This window comes from Sphingobium sp. B11D3B (genome assembly GCF_025961735.1).
GTDB lineage: Bacteria > Pseudomonadota > Alphaproteobacteria > Sphingomonadales > Sphingomonadaceae > Sphingobium.
The window spans coordinates 126295-146783 of sequence record NZ_JAOQOF010000001.1 but is presented as its reverse complement, the minus strand read 5'-3'; the positions used below and the strand labels follow the sequence as shown (position 1 = coordinate 146783).

The window sequence follows — 20489 nt, the reverse complement described above, 5'->3', positions numbered from 1 at the left end:
CGGCGCCGCTTTCCGAACGACCAAGTATCAGGATCGATTGACATGTCGCGCATCTGCGAACTGACCGGCCGGGGCCGCCAAGTGGGCCACAATGTGTCCCACGCCAATAACAAGACCAAGCGCGTGTTTCTGCCCAACCTGCAGAATGTGACGCTCATCTCCGACACGCTGGAGCGTGGCGTGAAGCTGCGGGTTTCGACCCACGGCCTGCGCTCGGTCGAGCATAACGGTGGTCTGGACAACTGGCTGCTCAAGACCTCTGACGAAAAGCTCTCGCTGCGCGTGCGTCGCCTGAAGCGTGAGATCGTCAAGAAGGTAGCCGTCAAGGCTGCCTGAACGCGCTGGCCGATTCATTCGGCCAGACACAGAGATTGAAAGGGGCGGCCTCAGCGGGCCGCCTTTTTCTGTGCCTGTAATTCAGGGTCGCAGCCCCTCCCGATCCAGTCGGCCGGCAAGGCGAAGCGCAGCAGCAAGGTGCGCTGCAGGGCAAAGCGGTTATTGTCGGAAACGACCCACAGGATCGGCTGACCCGCCTCCCAGCCCAGCGCCAGCCCCTCGAAATTATCCGCCAGCCCGGGCGGCTCCAGCCGGGCCACGACCGTACCGGAAAGCTCGGCGCCATCCTTGAATGCTGGCAATCGCACAAGGCTCAGCCGGGCCGTAAAGCCGTGTGCCAGCGTCAGCCGTCGATTGAGAACCAGCAGCCGGTCTCCGCCAAGCCACAGCGCATCCGTGGGGCGGTAACCGGCGGGCGCGTGATAGCGAAGCCGCAGCGGCGGTGGCGTCTCCTGCGCGACCGGATCGCCCTGCCACAGCAGCGCTTCGAACGCACCGGAGCGGTCCTGCGCCATTTCGGCAATGGCGAGAAACCGCCCATCGCCCAACCGCACCAGCGATTCGATGCTGCCCGTCGAGGGCCAATGTCTAATTTCCGCTGGGGCGACGCAGGCTTCGACATGGCGAAACCGGGGCGCATAGCGGCAGATCCGCTGAAGATGCTCGAACCCCACCCAGGAGCGCCCCGACACCGGGTCATGCGCGAGGCTCTCCGAATCCATCTTCCACCGCGGCCAGTCCTGCTCGACGGCCCAGCGCGGCAGGGACTGGACCTTGCCAACGCCCGGCCGCCCCGGCCGCATGATTTCGAACAGCTCCCCCGAATCGCTCAGCCCGGTCAGATTGCCGTCAGCACGCACCATCAGCGCGGAAATGCCGCCGAAGACCTCACGCGGGCTGGTCAGGGACCAGGCGCCCGTCAGGCGGAGCGGCCCGAAGGCCGTGGCGTCCGCTGCGGCCGACCTTAGCGCCAGTGGCTCGGCCTTGATGAGCAGAGGCCCGCTCTCAAGACCCGGAGAAAGCGCCGGGTGGCGGCCATTCATCAGCAGAATGAAGAGGGCGAGAATGAGCAGGATGCGCCGCATGGCCTTGCTCCTAGCGCCCCCTCGGGCAGCGCGCCAGCCAAGCGACGTCAGGTCGGCAAAGCTGAACCTTGGCTAAAATGTCCATTCAGCTTTGGCTCAACGGATGGGGTCTAAACAGAGATCATGACGGACAAGGCGTGGCCACCGTGCCGCAAGATGCCCGCCAAAGGATTTCAAGGAGCAAGACCATGACTGCACGCAAGTTCCTCAGCATCACGGCGGCCGCCACCATGGTCGCAACGTCCTTCGGCGTCACGGCTCCGGCCATGGCCCGTGACCATTATCGCGACTATCGCGGCGATTATGGCCGTGACTATCGCTACAACGACCGCGACTATCGTGATTACCGCGATGCCCGTTATTCTGACCGCCGCAACTATCGCTACGATAACCGCTGCCGGGACAATGGCACGGGCGGCACGATCATCGGCGCCCTTGCCGGTGGCCTGCTCGGCCATGAGGTCGCCGGTCGCCGTGGCGACAAGACCGCAGGCGTGATCATCGGCGGCGCCGTCGGCGCGATTGCCGGCCGCGCGATCGACAAGGCCGACAGCCGCTGCTGAGCAGCCTGACAGCCACGCTTCTGCCTCCCAGGCAAATGGAAAGGCCGGCCCCGCGAGGGACCGGCCTTTCTTTTCAGTCGCGTCACCTGAGCGGTGGCGCTCTTAGTGCACGAAGCGCGCGACCACGTCGCGATAGGAGCGGCTCACCTTCACCTGGCTGCCGGATTCAAGGATCAGGAAGCACTCGCCATTGGTATGCGGCTTGACCTGACGAACCTGCGACAGGTTGACGATGGTCGAGCGATGAATCCGCTGGAAATTGCGCGGATCGAGGCGCTTTTCGAGGTCCTTCATCGTCTCCCGAAGGATCAGCGAGTTATCGGCCGTGTAAATGCACATATAATCGCCGGCCGCATCGATCCGCTCGATGGTATCGACATCGATGCGGAAGATCTGCCCGCGATCCTTGATGTTGATGAGCTTCTCATAGCGGCTCGATGAGGGCGCCTCATTGTCCGCAGGCATTTCGGACACCGCGTCCGGAGCCACCTCGGCCAGCACTTCGCGCAGGCGGCCGGCTTCCTCCACCTGCTTCTTCTCATGCAGGCGAGTGCGGGCACGGTCGAGCGCATCGGCGAGGCGCTGCTCCTCCACCGGCTTCATCAGATAATCGATCGCCTTGGCCTCAAAGGCTCGCAGCGCGTGATCGGAATAAGCCGTCACGAAGATGAAGAGCGGCGGCTCGACCTCCATCACCCCCTGGACCACGGAGAAGCCGTCAAAGCCGGGCATCTGGATATCGAGGAAAACGAGATCGGGCTTGTGTGTCTTGATCGCGCGGATCGCTTCGCGACCGTTGGTGCACGTCTCCACGATCTCAACGTCGGGATGAGCCTCCAGGCGGAGCTTCAGCCCCTGAATGGCGAGGCTTTCATCGTCGACGAGAATGGTGCGTATGGTCATGCGGCTACCCTTGATGGTTCGGCGGTAATGAACGGCATCTCGATGATGACGCTGTAGCCCCCCTCGGGTGGTGAACGCGTTTCCATATTCTGGCGTTCCCCGAACGCCTGAACCAATCGGTCACGAATGTTGGCAAGGCCCACACCCGTACCCTTCGTCATGCGCTGATCGCTCCCGTTCAAGCCGGGACCGGTGTCCGAAACGACGATCCGCACGTTTTCGCCGACAGGCTGCGCTGTGACCACGATATCCGCGCCCTCCTCCTGGGGGGTTACGGCATATTTAATGGCGTTCTCGACCAAAGGTTGCAGCAGCAGCGAAGGAAGTCGCGCGGAGGCGACCGCCGGATGAATGTCGAAGATCGGACGCAGACGATCCTCGAAGCGCATTTTCTCGATCTCGAGATACAGCTTGAGCGTCTCTACTTCCTGCTCCAGCGTCACCTGCGCGGTCGGCTCGTTGATGAGCGTATAGCGCAGGAAAGCCGAGAGGCGGGAGAGCATCGCATTGGCCCGCTCGGTCTGCTTGAGCAGCACCAGCGTGGAAATGCTGTTGAGCGTGTTGAACAGGAAATGCGGATTGAGCTGGTAGCGCAGCATGGCAAGCTGGGCGCTGCTGGCCTGGCTCTCCAGCAACTGCAACTGGTCGGCCTGCTCTTCCACGGTGATGTAGAAATTGATCGCGTAATAAAGCGCCGACCACGCCCCCAGCAGCGTGAAATTGAGGTAAAAAGCTCCTAGGAACAGCTTGAGGCTGGAGCCATCGCCCGACTGGTTGAGCGTGGTGAACACCCAGGCATCGATAAAGGCGGATGTTCCGCCCGCGACGATCGCGATGACGATCGAGGCGGTCCAGGTGACGATCGGCGTCTGCCGCAGCAGGAAGCGATAGCCCACCGCCATCAGCAGCGTCAGCGAATAGCCGGTGATCGTCGAGATGAGCACCGGCACCAGAAAAGACATTGGCTGGCCATTGGCGATGCCGGAGACGGCGCGCAGCAGGAACGCGCCGGTCCATCCGACCGCCTGCAAGGTCCAGAACGCCTTGTTCTTGTCCTCAAAGAACGGCCGACGGCGGATGACGAGCACGGAGGTCATCGGCGGGCTCAACGCGCGGCGCCCATCGCGCGCAAGGGCGCGGCGGTGCAATCCGGCTCGTCGTCGGCCGCGGCCGGCGCCTCGATCCAGCACAGATCCTGATAGTCGAGCAGCCGGCCATCGGCTGCCTGCAAGCGCACCTCGCGGACCGGCTGCCGGTCGCGGCTGTCCGCCAGAATACGCCGTGCGGGCTGCACTGGCTCCCAGCGCTCTCCCCACTGGCGCAGCGCAATCATCACCGGCATCAAGGCTTTGCCTTTCTCGGTAAGGCCGTAAGCGACACGGCGCTTGTCATTGGCGACCGGCTCACGGGTGAGGATGCCCCTCGTAACCAGCTTACCCAACCGATTGGACAAGATGTTGCGGGCGATGCCGAGCGCACATTGGAAATCCTCGAAATAAACGATGCCGCTGAAGCAGGCGCGCAGGATCATGAACGACCACCGCTCGCCCATCGTTTCGAGCGCGGCCGGCAGGGCGCAGCCCTCAAATGCATCAAGACCCTTGCGTTCAGCCATGGCCAGCGACGCTAGCGCATTCGGCGCGCCGCGCCAAATGGCGAGTGCGCTCGACTGTGCCTTCGTCGCACGGATCGGGCGGAGCGTGGCGTTGAGGGGACAACTTCCCCCTCCCCGGCCGCTGCAGCGCGAGTTTTTTGTTGCGCTGCACGGGGTCCGCCCACCATGTTGCGCGACGATGTTGCGTCAATATGAACTGGTCGAGAGGGTCAAAGGCTATGACCCGGATGCCGATGAGGCCCTGATCAACCGCGCCTATGTGTTTTCGGTCGCCAAGCATGGCACGCAAAAACGCGCCAGTGGCGATCCCTACTTCAGTCATCCGATTGAAGTGGCAGGCATTCTGACCGATCTGTTCCTGGACGATAAGACCATCGTCACCGCCCTGCTGCACGATACGATCGAGGATACGCTCACCACCACGGCGGAGATCGAGCGCCTGTTCGGGCAGGACGTTGCCCGACTGGTCGATGGCGTGACCAAGCTCAGCAAGATCGAAGCGCAGAGCGAAAGCCAGCGGGCCGCCGAGAATCTGCGCAAGTTCCTGCTCGCCATGTCGGACGATATTCGCGTGCTGCTCGTCAAGCTGGCGGACCGGCTGCACAATATGCGCACGCTGCACTTCATCAAGAACGAAGAAAAGCGCCGCCGCATCGCCCGCGAGACGATGGATATCTATGCGCCGCTCGCCGAGCGCATCGGCATGTACGAGTTCATGCGCGAGATGCAGCTCCTTGCCTTTCAGCAGCTTGAACCCGATGCTTATGACAGCGTCACCAAGCGTCTCGCCCTGCTCAAGGAAGGCGGCGAAAGCAAGGTTGCCCGCATCTCCACGCAGCTGCAAAATATGCTCACTTCGGCGGGCATGCACGTCACGGTCTCTGGCCGGGAGAAGCATCCTTACTCGATCTGGCGCAAGACGCAGGAGCGTCACATCAGCTTCGAGCAGCTGACCGACATCATGGCATTCCGCGTCGTCACCGACAGCACGGACGATTGCTACCGCGCCCTGGGCCTGATCCATCAGCGCTTCAAGATGGTGCCCGGGCGGTTCAAGGATTACATCTCCACGCCAAAGCGCAACGGCTATCAGTCGCTGCATACCACCGTGATCCACGAGGAGAATGCCCGCATCGAGGTGCAGATTCGCTCGGAGCGGATGCATCAGGATAGCGAGTTCGGCCTTGCCGCCCACTGGGCCTACAAGCAGTCCGGCGCGCGGCCCGACGGGCAGGCCGGCTGGCTGCGCGATCTCGTGGAAATCCTCGAACAAAGCCATGACGCGGAGGAGTTGCTCGAGCACACCCGCATGGCGATGTATCAGGATCGGATCTTCGCCTTCACCCCCAAGGGAGAGCTGCAACAGCTCCCCAAGGGATCGACGCCGGTCGATTTTGCCTATGCCGTCCACACCACGCTCGGCAACCAGACCGTCGGCGCGAAGATCAATGGGCGCGTCATGCCGCTGCGCACGCAGCTTGAGAATGGCGATCAGGTCGAGATCCTCAAATCCGATGCGCAGGAGCCGCAGCCCGGCTGGCTCAGCTTCGCAATCACCGGCAAGGCGCGCGCGGCGATCCGCCGGTTCATTCGCCAGAAGCAGCGCACCGAGACGATCGCGCTGGGCGAGAAGCTCTACGAGGAGATCGTGCTGCGCCTGCCGGTGGAGATTGGCGACAAGGCGGAGAAAGCGGCGATCAAGCGGCTCAAACTGGAAGACAAGGCCGCGCTGATGATCGCCATCGCCACCAACCGCATCTCGGACGAGGAGGTGATGAACGCCCTGGTGCCCGGCAGTGCGGAGGACGCACCCGGCGCGGCCCGGCGGCGCAAGAAGCAGGCGCAGGCCGTTTCGATCATCGGCCTGACGCCCGGCATCGCCTTCACCCTATCAGAATGCTGTCATCCCGTTCCGGGCGACCGCATCGTCGGCCTGCGGCGGCCGGGCGAACCGATCGAGGTGCATACCATCGATTGCCTCGTGCTGGAGACCGGTCAGGATGCCGACTGGGTGGACCTCAGCTGGGACAGCGAAGCCAAGGGCGGCACGGCGCGCCTTTCGGTCATCCTGAAGAACCAGCCCGGCGCTCTGGCGACGGTTGCCAACATCTTCGCGGTCAACAAGGCCAATATCCTCAACCTGCAACTGGTGAACCGCGAAGGCCCGTTCCACACCGATCTCATCGATCTTGAGGTGGAAGATGCGAGCCACGTCGCCCGAATTCTCTCGGCGTTGCGGGCCGTGGACGCCGTGGTGCAGGCGGATCGGATCTAGCGGCGGCGGGCGGCAGCGCCTTGCAAACGATCATCCCGCTTTTCCACGCGCGTTAATCCTTGCTGCAAAACAGTGCCAATGTCGGACAGCGCCCGGAAGGGCCAGGAAACTATCCTTAACGACCTCGCCCCTTTTTGCCGCGGGCTCTACATGCTCGGTCATCAGGAAGCCTCCGTTGGAACGAAGGCAGGCCTGCCAAAGGAAACGAGCCGAGAACGCTCAGTCGGGAAGTTCGATACATGCGTAAGATCCTCATCGCATCGCTGGTGACCTGTGCTGCTTTTGCCGTTCAGCCGGCTCAGGCTGCGCTTGTCAGCTCTGCCGCAAGCTGCTCCGCATCGGACATTGGCCTCACCGCGAGTTCGAGCTTCAGCTGCGTCGGCTTCTACAATGGTAATCTGGCCAGTCAGGCCACCACGGGAGATCAGACGTCCGCACTGGCCCTGCTCGGTCTGACGCTCCCCAACGCCTTTTCCAGCGCCGTGGAGAAGGTCTCCGGTTCGCCCTGGATCTCGACCACCACCCTCAACTTCGACACGATGATGTACGGCACGACCTATATCGGCGTGCACTTCGGCAACATTCCCAATCCGTCGGGCAAGGGTCAGCCGCTCGCCAACAACATCACCGCATTCTATAAGTTCGATGCTGGCACCGACGGCATCGACCTGCTGAATCTCCAGTTCGCCAGCGGCTCGAACGCGACCATCTACAAGACGGGCGCAGCGCCGGTCCCGGCTCCCGTGCCGGAGCCCGCCACCTGGGCACTGATGGTCGCCGGTCTCGGCCTGGCAGGCATGCTGATGCGCCGCCGCGCCGCGAAGGTTCAGTTCGCCTGATCAACCTGACCGCCAGAATTGCATAAGGACAGGGCGTCGGGTTTCCGGCGCCCTTTCTTTTACCTCAAGGCGCAGGGCGTCCGCAGCGCACCAGACCACTCCCGACCTGGCGCACGGTACAGGCAGGGCGCCCCTCCACCACCGCGCTGCCGGTTCCCACCAGCATCACTTTGGCGGTTCGCTCGGCAAAGGTTTCGGCCGTCGCGGCGCCATCCACCGCGAGGTCAAGGTCCACGACCCGCAGGTCGCTCGCATCGAGCGTGCCGCTGCCGGAGAGACCGATCTGCACCTTGCGCGCTCGCCCGGACAGGAGCGTGCTGCCCGCACCGCCCTGCACGAGCTTGAGATCGTCGAGCTCGATTCCCCTCACCTCGATGCGACCGCTGCCCACGAGGTTTACATCGGCAGCTGCCTTGTTGAGGCCCTTCACGCGCAGCAAACCGGAGCCCATAAGTTGCACGCGGCGCAAGCTCGGCACTGTGAGAGCGAGCCGCGCCGTGCCCCGGTCGCTCCGCGCCCCTGAAGCGCCGGCCACGGGCGCGCGGAGGCGCACCGTCAGCGTGCGCGCGGACACCGTCAGTTGCAGGGCATCCAGCGTGGCACGATCTCCCTCGCCCCGCGCGGACGCCCCGCGTCCGGTTTCAAGGGAGACTTCCAATGGTCCCTCGACGCGGATGCTCTCGAAGTCGGTCACGATATAGGTGCGGTTCGCTGCATTGGCCGCTGACAGTCCGCCAGCGGCAGCCACGAGCATCAGCAGCCGGATCGCCCGGCGCGCGGCACCTGATGTCATGACGGTCATCCCCCGAAGCAGTTCATGAGCGCGAGCATAGCAGATGTGTCGCCCCAAGTCGCCAACACGAGCCCCCATCGTGACGAGGTGACTATGGACGATGCCCCTGGCGTGGACGCGCCCCAACAAAAAACGGCGCCCATAAGGGGCGCCGTCTCTTGTTCTGTAAGGAAGAAGCCTCGATTACTCGACGCGTTCCTTGGCATATTTCGGGGCAGCCTCATTGAGGATCTGGAGGATCTTCTTCAGAGCCGTCGCCTCGTCCACCTCTTCCATCGCCGCGAGTTCACGCGCCAGACGGCTGGAGGCGGCTTCGAAGATCTGACGCTCGGAATAGCTCTGCTCGGGCTGATCGTCCGCCCGGAACAGGTCGCGCGTCACTTCCGCGATCGACACCAGATCGCCGGAATTGATCTTGGCTTCATATTCCTGTGCGCGGCGCGACCACATCGTCCGCTTCACCTTCGGCTTGCCCTTGAGGGTTTCGAGTGCCTCGCCCAGTGTCTTGTCCGAGGAGAGCTTGCGCATCCCCACGCTTTCGGCCTTGTTCGTCGGGACGCGGAGGGTCATCCGCTCCTTCTCGAAACGCAGCACATAAAGCTCGAGGTCGATCCCAGCGATCTTCTGGCTTTGCAGCTCGATCACCCGGCCGACGCCGTGCTTCGGATAGACAACATAGTCGCCGACATCAAAAGACAGCGCTTTTGCAGCCATTCTTGCGAACCTTTCTTCTATCTGTTTGTATTCTTGGCTGAGTTACGCGGCACGTTGAGAATGCAGATTTGCGAGAATGCAGATGTGCAGGTGCCAGCCACAGGCCATGCGCGAATACTCCTGAGTGACGAGGGGTGTCACTTCCCGGCGGGTTTAACAGATTCGCAACAAAATTACCAGCCTAACCGGAGGTAATCTGATATTTTGCGGCATATCGCACACCGACACACTATGGATGGCGTGTCGCGCTGGTCTGGAGAGTTCATCTGGCCCAACCGTAGCGGGCTCGCTCCGAACCCGCCCTTAGTCCTTCGCGAGCCAATAGGTCGGCATCGCGAGGGACCACATCCGCCCGCAATTGCAGGCGAATACAGTCAGTTGAGCGTAAGGCTCAGCCGCCTTCGCCCGGCTCGGGCGAGAAATATTTGTCGAACTTGCCGTCCTCACCCTTATGCTCTTCGGCATCCGCAGGGGGTTCGCGCTTGGTCGTGATATTCGGCCACTCGGCGGAATATTTGGTGTTCACCTCCAGCCACTGCTCAAGGCCGCTCTCGGTATCGGGTAGGATCGCCTCGGCCGGGCATTCCGGCTCGCACACGCCGCAGTCGATGCACTCGTTGGGATTGATGACGAGCATGTTCTCGCCCTCGTAGAAGCAATCCACCGGGCATACTTCCACGCAGTCCATATATTTGCAGCGAATGCACGCGTCGGTCACGACATAGGTCATGGCTGGCTTTCCTAGCTTGGTTTTCGCTGATCGCGATATGCGCGCGCCGCCACAGGGTCAACAGGCAAGGGCAAGGATTGCGCGTAGCTTAACTTTATCGGGGCATCACCGTCGTATCCGGGTCGGCGCCGGGCGTGATCGCACTGTAGCAAAGCTGGGCCTCGGTGGCCGGGCCGCGCCGCTCCGGCAGATGTTCCACGCGGATCACGCGAATGACATTGCCCTGCGGCAAGGTGAGCAAGTCACCCACACGCACCGGCGCGTGCGCCCGCTCGATCCGGCGGCCATTGATGCGCACGATGCCACGCTCCGCGAGCGCCTGCGCGCTAGAACGACTGGGGGACAGGCGCACGAACCAGAGGAATTTGTCGAGGCGCAAACTCGGTCCATGACTGGTCGATGCGCCCTCATCCCGCTGCCTCGCCAGAAAGTCAGTCCTCTCGGCCGAACAGGGCGCCAAGACCCGCCAACGCCTTGCCCGTAGCCACGATCGGCCGCTCGCGACCTCCGCCATCACGATCCGGTCGCGGACCACGATCCGGCCGTGGGCCGCGATCGGGACGATTGTCGCGATCGGGGCGCTTGTCCCGTTCACGCCGCGGACCACCCTCGGCTGCCTTGCCGCGCCGATCCGGGCGGTTGCGCGGGCCATCGCCGGCCGCTTGAGACTGGCCATCCTTATCCTGCCGCCCCTGCTGCGCCGGACGACGATTGCCCCCGCGATTGCGCGGCCCCTCGAATTTCGGACGGGGCTTGGGCCGGCCACGGAACTGCCAGTTGGGCGCGCCTTCCGCCGCATCGGGCACGGGGCGGAACCCCGCCTGCCGCATCAGTTCCAGGAAGCTCGCTTCATTCAGGCCAATGGAGACGATGGTCGGATCGTCGGCGCCATAGGGCTTGCCGGCGGCAATCGCCTCATGCGCCCCGCGCGCGAGCCGTTCGGCCATATCGATGCGCAGCCAGGCCTCGCCCAGCTTGCGGAACCCGGCAATACGCGCGCCAATCTCGTCGATCGGCACGACAGGCTTGGCGACCTTGGCAAGTGCGTGCGCCTCGGCAGCTACCGGCGTTTCGGATGCCGGAGCTCCGGCCGCTTCCGGAGCCTCCGCGGACGCTTCGACTTCGGGCTCAACCGGTGCTGCGACGTCGCCGGCTTCCAACGGTTCGCTCGGCGCACTCGCCTTGCGCTCTTCGCCGCCACCGCTCTGCAGCAACACCGCGCCCGGCGCGGGCAGCGCCACCAACGGTTTGCCGGATTTCAGCGAGAGCAGCACCATGCGCCATTGCGCCGCCGCCGGCTTCATCAGGCCGGGATGATACAAATCCATGACGCCGATCACCACGCCGGCCTTGCGCAAATGGGTGCGGTCTTCCTTGGCGACCTGCCCGAGCGCTTCATCCAGCGTGTTGCGCGGTACGATGCCGCCGGCGTCCGCCAGTTGCGCGAGCACCGCGCGCACGGTCGCGGGGAGTTCGGCGTCCGTGGAGCCGGCCTCCATCTTCAGCAGCGCCGGAATGTGGCGCTCGAATTGATTCTTGAGCCAGAGCGCGAGCCGATCGCGCACGCCCTGCTGAATTTCCGGCACAAGGCTGGAGAGCCCCGCATCCAGCGTCATTTCAGGCGCGAGCAGACGCTGCCCTGCCTTCAATGTCGCGACCGGGTGCCCGTTCCAGATGATCTGCGCATCACCGCCGGGAGGGCTGGCGAGAGTGAACGCTTTATCGTCCACCGCCAGCAATGCCTGAGCCATCTCGTTCAAATGCGCACCCAGTCTCCGTTCGGCAGCGGCCAGCAGCAGCCGCTTCTCATTCGCTCTCGCCAAGGGATCGACGATGAAGCGGAAGCCCCGCATCGTGCCGATCCTGTGACCATCGACTGTTACATTGCCTGCGCCGTCGACGTCCACTGACAAAAACGCCTTGGCATCACCGCCGCGCCGAAGCAAGGCGGAGGCGCGCCGATCGACGAAACGCTGCTTCAATGCGCCGTGCAACGCATCGGAAAGCCGCTCTTCCAGCGCCCGCGCGCGCGCCGCCATCTCGACAGGCTGGGCCAGCCAATCGTCGCGCTGCGCGACATAGGCCCAGATTCGCACGGCACCGATCCGCCCGGCCAGCGCATCGACATCGCCCTGCACATTGTCCAACCGGGCGAGCTGCGCTGCGAACCAATCCTGCGGAATATGGCCGCTGCCCTGGCTCAGCCACGTCCACAGGCGGTGGATGGTCCGCGCATGATGCTCGATGCCGAGCTTCTGGAAATCTGGCACGGAGCATGCAGCCCAGAGCCGCGCGACCTGCCCCCGGCCCCGCGCCCGTGCGCGCACGTCCGGCAGGTCGGCGAGATATTGCAGCACCGCTAGGTCGATCGCTTCGGGCGCCGCGCGCAAGCCCGCGCGCTCCGGACGATCCAGCAGCGCCTCGATCAGCGTGTCGATATCATCCATCGGCAGGTCCGCTTCCCGCCAGAAAATCTGCTCGAGGGGTTCGAAGCGATGCTCCTCGATCCGCTCCACCTCCTCGGCAGAAAAGGCCGGCTCGCCATCCGCCGCGCCGACATCGCCGAATGTCCCGTCCCGCTGGTGCCGCCCGGCGCGCCCGGCAATCTGCGCCATTTCAGACACGGTCAGGCGGCGTGTCCGCCGCCCGTCGAACTTGCGGAGCGACGCGAAGGCGACGTGATCGACGTTAAGATTGAGCCCCATGCCGATGGCATCGGTGGCGACCAGATAATCGACCTCTCCGGCCTCGAACATCGCGACCTGCGCATTGCGCGTCGCAGGGCTGAGCGCCCCCATCACGATCGCCGCGCCCCCGCGATGCCGGCGCAGCATTTCAGCGACGCGGTACACCTCCTCGACGGAGAAAGCGACGACGGCGCAGCGGCGCGGCAGGCGGGAGAGTTTCTGCGGCCCACTGTAGCGCAGGGTGGAGAAGCGCGGCCGCGTCACGATTTCCGCCTTGGGCAGCAGCGTGCGCACCAAGGGCGCCATGCTCGCCGAGCCGAGCAGCATTGTCTCCTCGCGCCCACGGGCATTCAGCATCCGGTCCGTGAAGATGTGGCCGCGCTCAGGGTCGGCGGCGAGCTGGATCTCATCCACGGCGACGAACGCGAAGTCCGAGAACGCGCCGAAGCCGCCGCGAACCGGCATCGCCTCGGCAGTCGCCAGCACATAACGGGCGCCGGGCGGCGCGATTCGCTCCTCGCCGGTCAGCAGCGCGACTTGGTCGGCGCCCTTGATTCGCACTACGCGCTCGTAAACTTCACGCGCAAGCAAGCGGAGCGGAAACCCCATGAGCCCGCTCGAATGGCCGCACATCCGCTCAATCGCCAGATGGGTCTTGCCCGTGTTGGTCGGTCCCAGGACCGCCTTGAGAGCTGCAGGCTCGTAGCTCGACATGATTGGCTGACACATGGAACGCGCCGTGGCTCACGGCAAGGCTCAATCCAGACGGCGCATGAATTAGGGATGGTTCCGCAATCAGCCGACGATTGCGCACAACTCGCCGCAAGCTATGGGCCGATATTGTGTCTTTATTTGACTTTAACCCGCTGCGTTTACAAACAAAGCGCGACGTTTGGCAGTCGCGACAGCGTGGCAGAAGCCGTCAGGGGCGCATCAATTCGTGTTTCAGAAGATCGAGCTTAGCCCCACGCAGGGCGCCGGCACCGGTACGCTTTGGCTTAACAGCCCGGCGAAGGTGCTCGCACCGCTCCGTTCTGTCGACTGGCGCGAGCGAGTGCAGGACTGGGCGCATCGCGTCGATCTCGCGCCCGATCTTGGCCAGAACATCGGCAGCCGGACCTGGTGGCGCGGTCTCATCACCTGCTTTTCGCTCTGCGGCATCATGGTGATGTCCGCGCCCGGCGTTCTGACCGTTCCCGGCGCACAACCCGCGCCGCTCTCGACCGAGCAGCTGGACCAGTATCGCTCGCAGATGATCAGCGCCTCGGCGCTCGGGGCCGATACAGGCAAGCGCATGGGACCGACCGATCTGGTCGCGCCGCTGCGCGAGACGCCCGAGCGCCCGCAGATCGAGCTGGATGCGGCCGTCGGCACTGGTGACAGCTTCGCCCACACCCTCTCGCGCGCAGGCATCAGCAGCAATGACGCCAGCGCGGCGATGGCGCTGATCCGGCAGGCCGTCGATCCTGCCACGATCGCGCCCGGCACCCGCGTGCGCATCGTGCTCGGCCGGCGCGCCAATCGCAATGTCGCGCGCCCGCTGGATCATCTGTCCCTCCGCGCGAAGCTCGAGCTGGCGCTGGAAATCACCCGGCAGGATGGCGCGCTGGCGCTGCGCCGCATTCCCATCATTGTGGACAACACGCCACTGCGCATTCGCGGCCAGGTGGGTGACAGCCTCTACCGCTCCGCCCGCGCAGCCGGCGCCGATCCGTCGACGATCCAGGCCTATCTCAAAGTGCTGTCGGCGCAGGTCAATGTCGGCAACGGCCTGCGGGCTGGCGATACGTTCGATATCATTGTCGCCCACCGCCGCGCCGCAACCGGCGAAAGCGAGACCGGAGAGTTGCTGTTCGCAGGCCTCCAGCGGCAGCGAGGCAAGGACATCAACCTGCTGCGCTGGACGCAGGCCGGCCGCGCGCAGTGGTTCGAGGCATCCGGCGTCGGTGAGCGGCGCGGCGTTCTCGCCCGTCCGGTAAGCGGACGACAGAGCTCCGGCTATGGCATGCGCAGGCATCCGATCCTCGGCTACAGCCGGATGCATGCTGGCCTCGACTTCGCCGCCAGCACTGGCACACCCATTTACGCGGTGAGCGACGGCCGGGTGACCTATTCCGGCTGGCACGGCGGCCACGGCAAGTACGTCAAGATCGAGCATGGTGGGAGCCTTGGTTCCGGCTATGGCCATATGAGCCGCATTGCCGTCGCCGCTGGCCAGCGCGTCAAGCGTGGGCAGGTCATCGGTTATGTCGGCTCGACAGGCCTCTCCACGGGGCCGCACCTGCACTACGAGCTCTATCGCAATGGCCGCACGATCAATCCGGCGAGCGTGAAGTTCACGGAGACGGCCCAACTGGCCGGCGCCGAACTACGCGCCTTCAAGGGCCGCCTTGCCGAACTCAAGCGCCTGCGCGCCGGCCTTCCTGAGCCTGCGAAGACGGAGCCGACGGAAATGGCAGCGAGCAATGCCTCAAGCGCTGCTGCGTCCGCTCAGTCGGCAGGCGGCGGGTCCAGCCGCACGCGATAAGAGCGTCCGCTCGGTCGCGAGCGACGCCGGTTCCCCTCGGATGCCGCGTCTTCGGCGCGCCTGACGCGCCCCGCCCTGCTGCCGCGTGAAAATTTGCACGAAGCGAACGCCGAACGATATTTCGCTTGCGCAGCATTTTTCCACTCGTTACGTTATATCATATGAAAAGCAATTTCCGTCCGCGCCTCGCGCATACCGCCGCCCTCTCCGCCCTTCTCTCCAGCGCCGCGCTGTTAGCAGCCCCTGCTCTGGCGCAGCGCCAGCCGCCGCCGGATACCGGCGAAGCGCATGGCCATGACGATCGGCCGGAGAACATCGTCGTCACCGCGATCATCCCCCGCTCGCATATCGATGTGCTGGGCGGCACATCCGTCCTCACCGGCGAGGAGCTGGCCCGCGACATCCGCCCGAGCCTGGGCGAAACGCTGGCCCGGCAGCCGGGCGTTTCTTCCACATCCTTCGGTCCTGGCGCCTCTCGCCCGATCCTGCGCGGCTTCTCGGGCGACCGCATCCGCCTGCTCACCGATGGGATCGGCAGCTTCGACGCGTCCGCCACCTCGGTGGACCATGCCGTCGCAATCAATCCGCTGCTCGCCGACCGGATCGAGGTGCTCCACGGCCCTGCAGCGTTGCTCTATGGTTCGTCCGCGGTCGGCGGCGTCGTCAATGTCATCGACACGCGCATTCCCACACATCTGCCCGAAGGCGGCTTCGATCTGGCCGCTACCGGCACATTCGGCAGCGCCGCCCGCGAGAAATCGCTCGCCGGCAAGACCGACATTGCATTGGGCGGCGGCTTCGTCTTCCATGCCGATGGCAGCTGGATCGAAACCGGCGATCTGCGCAGCGGCGGCTATGTGCTGGGCACCGAGCCGCGCGCCGAAGCGCTGGAAAGCGACGAAGCCGATATCCGCAACCTCGCCGGGCTGCGCGGGCGCATCCCTAACTCCGCCATCGAAGGCTGGAGCTACACCGGCGGCCTCAACTACATCGATTCCGGCGGGTCCCTCGGCTTCTCGGTCGGGCGCTCGCAATTCACCTACGGCCTGCCGATCCGCTACGTGACGCACGAGGATCATGAGGACGAAGGCGCGATCGAGGGCGGAGAAGGGGAGCACGAGCATGGCGCCGAGGAAGTCAAAATCCAGATGAAGCAGACCCGTGCCGATCTGCGCGCGCAAGTGAATGTGGGCGGCGGATTGCTCGACCAGATCCGCCTGCGCGCCGGCTGGGCCGATTACGAACATGCCGAAATGTCGCTTGACGGGCAGGACATCCACACCCGCTTCTTCACGCAAGGCCTCGAAACCCGGCTCGATCTCGTACAGGCGCGGCGCGGCGGATGGGAAGGCGCGATCGGCGGCCAGATGCTGCTGCGCAAGAGCCACATCGAAGGCGAGGAGAAGTTCCTGCCGGCTATCGACAGCGAGACCTGGGGCCTGTTCACGCTGCAGGCGCTCGATCTCGGCAAGGTGCGGCTGGAGGCCGGCGCGCGGTTCGAGCACAACCGCATCGAGGCGGCGCAGGACAGCGACCTTGGCTCGCCGGACTATCGCCGCAACTTCGACACGGTGTCGGGATCGCTCGGCGCCAGCTATGCCATCGCGACTGACTGGCGGGTCGGCGTCAACCTCTCCCGGGTCGAGCGCGCACCCACGGCAGACGAACTCTTCGCGCGCGGCAACCATGCCGGCACGCAGGCTTTTGAGCTTGGCAACCCGAATTTCGGCACCGAGCGCGGCTGGGGCGTCGAGGGTACGCTGCACGGGCGGGGCCAGGACTTCCACCTCACCGTCTCGGGCTTCTACAACAAGTTCGACCGTTTCATTTACGATTCCATCGTCGATGACAGCGCCTGTCTGGAGGCCAGCGGCGCGACCTCGCTCGAATTCCCCTGCTTTGCCTATCTGCAATCCGGCGCGGAATATTATGGCGCGGAGATTCAGGCGGATTGGACGGCGGCGACATTCGGCCGCACCGAATTGCGCCTGGATGGTCTGGCCGACTTCACGCGCGCAACGCTCGACAGCGGCGAGCCCGTGCCGCGCATCCCGCCGCTGCGGCTGCTTGGCGGTGCCACGCTCGATGCCGGCGAATGGTCTGTGCGCGGCGAGATCGAACAGGCCTTCAAGCAGGATCGGGTAAGCGCGCGCGAGACCGTTACGCCGGCCTACACCTTCGTCAACGCCGGGCTGACCTGGAAACCCGCCATCGCGAACCAGCAGGTTTCCTTCTCCCTGCAAGCCAACAACATCTTCGATGTCGAGGCGCGGCGCCATGCCAGCCTGCTCAAGGATTACGCCCCGCTCGCCGGGCGCGACATACGCCTCACCGTCTCCCTCGCCCTGTGAGTGCCGGGCGGGGCGCCCCTCTCCGCGCCCCGCCCTTTTTTCTCAGTCACTTGACAGCTCAGCCGCATCCGGTGTCTGGTCGCCCGCGCAATAGCCGGGGGACCATTGCCAATGAACGACCAGACCGACCGTGCATTCGGTTTTGAAGGAAGCTGGCGGGAATACGCCCCGATTGCCTTCACCAATCTGCTGCTGACCATCGTGACGCTGGGCGTCTATCGCTTCTGGGCGACGACGCGGACTCGCCGCTATTTGTGGAGCCGCACCCGCTTCATCGACGAGCGGCTGGAATGGACCGGTACCGGCGTTGAACTGCTCATCGGCTTCCTGATCGTGCTGGTGCTCTTCGGCATCCCCTTCCTGTTTCTCAACTTTGGCATGCAGGCGATGGTGCTGCGGGGGCAGGCCCCGCTCGCTGGCGTGCTGGGCCTCGCGTCATTCATGGTGATCTTCTACCTCGCCGGCGTCGCGCGCATGCGGATGCTGCGCTATCGCCTCAGCCGCACATGGTGGCACGGCATTCGCGGCGGCAGCAATGACAAGGGCTGGGCCTATGGCTGGTCCTATGTCTGGCGCAACATCGTCGCGTGGATGGTGATCGGCCTGCTCATTCCCTGGTCGATGACCTCGCTGTGGAACGACCGCTGGAACGCGATGAGCTTTGGCCCCCATCCCTTCCGCGCGGCGGCAATGCCTGGCCAGATCTTCCGCCGATTCCTGCTGTTCTACCTGCTGCCGTTCATCATCTTTGCCGTCATGGCCGTACTCATCTTTGCAGGTGGTGGCGCTGCGATGCGTGGCGGTTTCGATCCCGAGACGCAGGCCCAACCCGGCCTCGCCTTCGTGCTCGCGATGATCCTGATGGTGCTGCTGATCTATACGATCATCGGCTTTTTTGCGCTGGCCTATTACGCCAAATTCTTCCGCGTGGCCGTGAGCAGCCTGTCACTTTCGACGCTCGATTTCCACTTCTCGGCCCGCACCAAGGACTGGTTCAAGCTCATCCTTGGCGACATCGCGCTGGTGGTGCTGACGCTCGGCATCGGCCTCGTCTTCCTCTCCTATCGGCACTGGAAGTTCTTCATCGTTCATCTCGATGCCAGCGGCGAGATCAGCCTCTCCTCTCTCACCCAGTCGAGCACGAATGCGCCGGGTCAGGGCGAGGGCCTTGCCGATGCGTTCGACATCGGCGCCATCTAGCACCATAGCGCGCGCATGACCCAGGCCGGCCCGGACGAGACCATCTGGCATTATGATGGTACCAGCGCGACGCGCCATCATCCGGTTCTCGAATGGACAGCAGAGACGTTCACGCTCCGCTGGGGTCTGAACAAAAGCGGCCCGCACCGCTGGGGCGATCTGGTGCCGGTCGATGGCAGCGGCGGGCGCTCTATTTACGGCCTGCGCGGGCAGCATGGCTGGCGGCTCGGCTTCACCGGCGCGCCACCGCAGGACTTCGCGATCCACCTGCCCCTCCCCGCACGTTATGGCCGCTGGATCGACCGTGTCGGCCTGTGGCGGGCACTGGCGCTCTTCGCCGTGATCGCGGCGGGCGTCGTCTACGCCGTCCTCCGCGCGCCCGACTGGATCGCGCCGCATGTTCCGCTCAGCTGGGAGCAACGGCTCGGCGATGCCATGATCGGCGATTTCGGCGGTCGCCTGTGCCAGACCCCGCAGAGCCGCGCCGCGCTCGACAAGCTCCAGCGCAAGCTCGGGGAAGATGTACCCATCCGCCGCATCGGCATCGCCAATGTAAAGATGGTCAATGCGGTCGCCCTGCCCGGCGGCCACATCCTGCTGTTCGACCAGCTCATTCAGGATGCGCAGTCCCCCGATGAAGTGGCGGGAATCCTCGCCCATGAGATCGGCCATGTCCGCAACCGCGACACGATGACGGCGCTGATCCGTCAGTTTGGCCTCAGCATCGTGCTGGGCGGGTTCGGCGGCGACCTCGGCAACACCGCCAACGGCCTGCTGTCCCTGAGCTATGGCCGCGATGCCGAGCGGGCGGCGGACAGCTACTCTATCGGCGCCTTGCAGAAGGCCGACATATCGCCCCTGCCCACCGCCGCTTTCTTTAAACGCCTCGGGGGAGGCGACGGCGGGGAGCAGATCGAGCGTGCCGCCAATCTCATGGCGTCGCACCCCATCTCTGCCGAACGGCGCAAGGCATTCGAAGCCTCGGCGCGCAAGGGCCACCGCTATGAGGCCGCACTGACTCCGGCGGAATGGCGTGCCATCGTGAATGCCTGCAAGGATGACAAGGACGTCGCACCTGCCAGCCGCTTCCCGTTCTGATAAGGGCAGCGTCATGACTGACGACATCACCAGCGCACCGCCCGCCTTCCTGCCCAACGCCGCGGGCCTGCGCCTCGCCTACCGCCACCGGCCCGGCACAGGGCCGACGATCGTGTTCCTCCCCGGCTACATGTCGGACATGATGGGCAGCAAGGCGCTCGCGCTGGACGACTGGGCCGCCGCCCAAGGTCGCGCCATGCTCCGTTTGGATTATGCCGGCTGCGGCGAAAGCGAAGGGCGGTTCGAGGACGGCACACTCGCCAGCTGGCGCGACGATGCCCGCGCCGTGATCGATCATTGCGTCCCCGCCGGGCCAGTCATCCTCGTCGGCTCCTCCATGGGCGGCTGGCTGGCCCTGCTGCTCGCCCGCGATTTGGGCGCGCGCGTCGCCGGCCTGGTCGGCATCGCCGCCGCGCCGGACTTTACCGATTGGGGCTTTGATGCCGCGCAGAAGGCGACCCTGCAGCGCGACGGCAAGTTGATCGAGCCTACGCCTTATGGCGACCAGCCCTATGTGACCACACGCGCCTTCTGGGAGTCGGGTGAGGCGCTGCGGCTGCTCGATGGAGAGATCGCGATCGATGGCCCGGTGCGGCTGCTGCAGGGCCAGGCCGATGCCGACGTCCCCTGGCAGATCGCCGTGCGGATCGCGCAGCAGGTTCGTTCAGCCGATGTGCAGACGCTGCTCGTCAAGGATGGCGATCATCGGCTCTCGCGCCCGCAGGACATTGCCCTGCTGATCGCGACTGTCGCGCGCCTCGTGGAGTCCTGAC

At 64.7% G+C, this 20489-nt stretch carries 18 protein-coding genes; 9 read left to right on the top strand and 9 right to left on the bottom strand.

Annotated features, from left to right (window positions below):
- Positions 1-42: 42 nt before the first annotated feature.
- Positions 43-336 (top strand): 50S ribosomal protein L28, encoded by a 294-nt coding sequence (gene rpmB / locus M2333_RS00695; RefSeq protein ID WP_181560391.1) that lies wholly within the window; start codon positions 43-45, stop codon positions 334-336.
- A 50-nt stretch (positions 337-386) separates the two neighbouring features.
- Here rpmB and M2333_RS00690 read toward each other — a convergent pair whose 3' ends face one another.
- Complete coding sequence (locus M2333_RS00690; RefSeq protein WP_264610506.1) at positions 387-1421, bottom strand: esterase-like activity of phytase family protein; 1035 nt, start codon at positions 1419-1421, stop codon at positions 387-389.
- 188 nt (positions 1422-1609) lie between these two features.
- Here M2333_RS00690 and M2333_RS00685 point away from each other — a divergent pair, with 188 nt between their 5' ends.
- Complete coding sequence (locus tag M2333_RS00685; protein WP_181560393.1) at positions 1610-1984, top strand: glycine zipper 2TM domain-containing protein; 375 nt, start codon at positions 1610-1612, stop codon at positions 1982-1984.
- A 102-nt stretch (positions 1985-2086) separates the two neighbouring features.
- Here the strand turns inward: M2333_RS00685 and M2333_RS00680 are convergent, their stop codons facing one another.
- The 3 genes from M2333_RS00680 to M2333_RS00670 are packed head-to-tail and all read right to left on the bottom strand — an operon-like array spanning position 2087 to position 4502.
- A complete protein-coding gene (locus M2333_RS00680) occupies positions 2087-2887 on the bottom strand; it encodes a LytR/AlgR family response regulator transcription factor (RefSeq protein WP_181560394.1) in 801 nt (266 codons plus the stop codon).
- Complete coding sequence (locus M2333_RS00675) at positions 2884-3984, bottom strand: sensor histidine kinase (protein WP_181560395.1); 1101 nt, start codon at positions 3982-3984, stop codon at positions 2884-2886. Before M2333_RS00675 ends, M2333_RS00680 begins: the two co-directional genes overlap by 4 nt.
- Before the next feature lie 8 nt (positions 3985-3992).
- Positions 3993-4502 (bottom strand): winged helix-turn-helix transcriptional regulator, encoded by a 510-nt coding sequence (locus M2333_RS00670; RefSeq protein WP_264610505.1) that lies wholly within the window; start codon positions 4500-4502, stop codon positions 3993-3995.
- Between the two features lie 178 nt (positions 4503-4680).
- Here M2333_RS00670 and M2333_RS00665 point away from each other — a divergent pair, with 178 nt between their 5' ends.
- Positions 4681-6777 (top strand): RelA/SpoT family protein, encoded by a 2097-nt coding sequence (locus M2333_RS00665; RefSeq protein ID WP_181560397.1) that lies wholly within the window; start codon positions 4681-4683, stop codon positions 6775-6777.
- Positions 6778-7016: 239 nt separating this feature from the next.
- Positions 7017-7616 carry a PEPxxWA-CTERM sorting domain-containing protein gene (locus tag M2333_RS00660; RefSeq protein ID WP_264573413.1) on the top strand — a complete coding sequence of 200 codons (600 nt, stop codon included), beginning with the start codon at positions 7017-7019 and terminating at the stop codon, positions 7614-7616.
- Between the two features lie 64 nt (positions 7617-7680).
- On the opposite strand, the gene M2333_RS00655 is transcribed toward M2333_RS00660, so the two are convergent.
- The 5 genes from M2333_RS00655 to M2333_RS00635 form a co-directional block, all read right to left on the bottom strand.
- Positions 7681-8418 (bottom strand): DUF2807 domain-containing protein, encoded by a 738-nt coding sequence (locus tag M2333_RS00655; protein ID WP_264610504.1) that lies wholly within the window; start codon positions 8416-8418, stop codon positions 7681-7683.
- Between the two features lie 174 nt (positions 8419-8592).
- A complete protein-coding gene (locus tag M2333_RS00650; RefSeq protein WP_181560400.1) occupies positions 8593-9123 on the bottom strand; it encodes a CarD family transcriptional regulator in 531 nt (176 codons plus the stop codon).
- 391 nt (positions 9124-9514) lie between these two features.
- The gene (fdxA, locus tag M2333_RS00645; RefSeq protein ID WP_181560401.1) at positions 9515-9853 is read right to left on the bottom strand and encodes a ferredoxin FdxA; all 339 of its coding nucleotides are present in this window, start codon (positions 9851-9853) and stop codon (positions 9515-9517) included.
- Positions 9854-9947: 94 nt separating this feature from the next.
- A complete protein-coding gene (locus tag M2333_RS00640; protein ID WP_264587697.1) occupies positions 9948-10232 on the bottom strand; it encodes an RNA-binding S4 domain-containing protein in 285 nt (94 codons plus the stop codon).
- 52 nt (positions 10233-10284) lie between these two features.
- On the bottom strand, positions 10285-13254 hold the full coding sequence (locus tag M2333_RS00635; RefSeq protein WP_413716513.1) for a helicase-related protein: 2970 nt from the start codon (positions 13252-13254) through the stop codon (positions 10285-10287).
- Positions 13255-13480: 226 nt separating this feature from the next.
- On the opposite strand from M2333_RS00635, the gene M2333_RS00630 reads away from it, so the two are divergent.
- From M2333_RS00630 to M2333_RS00610, 5 genes are all read left to right on the top strand, one after another.
- On the top strand, positions 13481-15067 hold the full coding sequence (locus M2333_RS00630) for a M23 family metallopeptidase (protein WP_264610502.1): 1587 nt from the start codon (positions 13481-13483) through the stop codon (positions 15065-15067).
- Between the two features lie 161 nt (positions 15068-15228).
- Complete coding sequence (locus M2333_RS00625; protein WP_264610501.1) at positions 15229-17418, top strand: TonB-dependent receptor; 2190 nt, start codon at positions 15229-15231, stop codon at positions 17416-17418.
- 111 nt (positions 17419-17529) lie between these two features.
- A complete protein-coding gene (locus M2333_RS00620; protein WP_264579586.1) occupies positions 17530-18618 on the top strand; it encodes a YjgN family protein in 1089 nt (362 codons plus the stop codon).
- 15 nt (positions 18619-18633) lie between these two features.
- Positions 18634-19716, top strand: a complete 1083-nt coding sequence (locus M2333_RS00615) for a M48 family metallopeptidase (RefSeq protein WP_264604893.1) — start codon at positions 18634-18636, stop codon at positions 19714-19716.
- Positions 19717-19729: 13 nt separating this feature from the next.
- The gene (locus M2333_RS00610) at positions 19730-20488 is read left to right on the top strand and encodes an alpha/beta fold hydrolase (RefSeq protein ID WP_264610500.1); all 759 of its coding nucleotides are present in this window, start codon (positions 19730-19732) and stop codon (positions 20486-20488) included.
- Position 20489 lies beyond the last annotated feature (1 nt).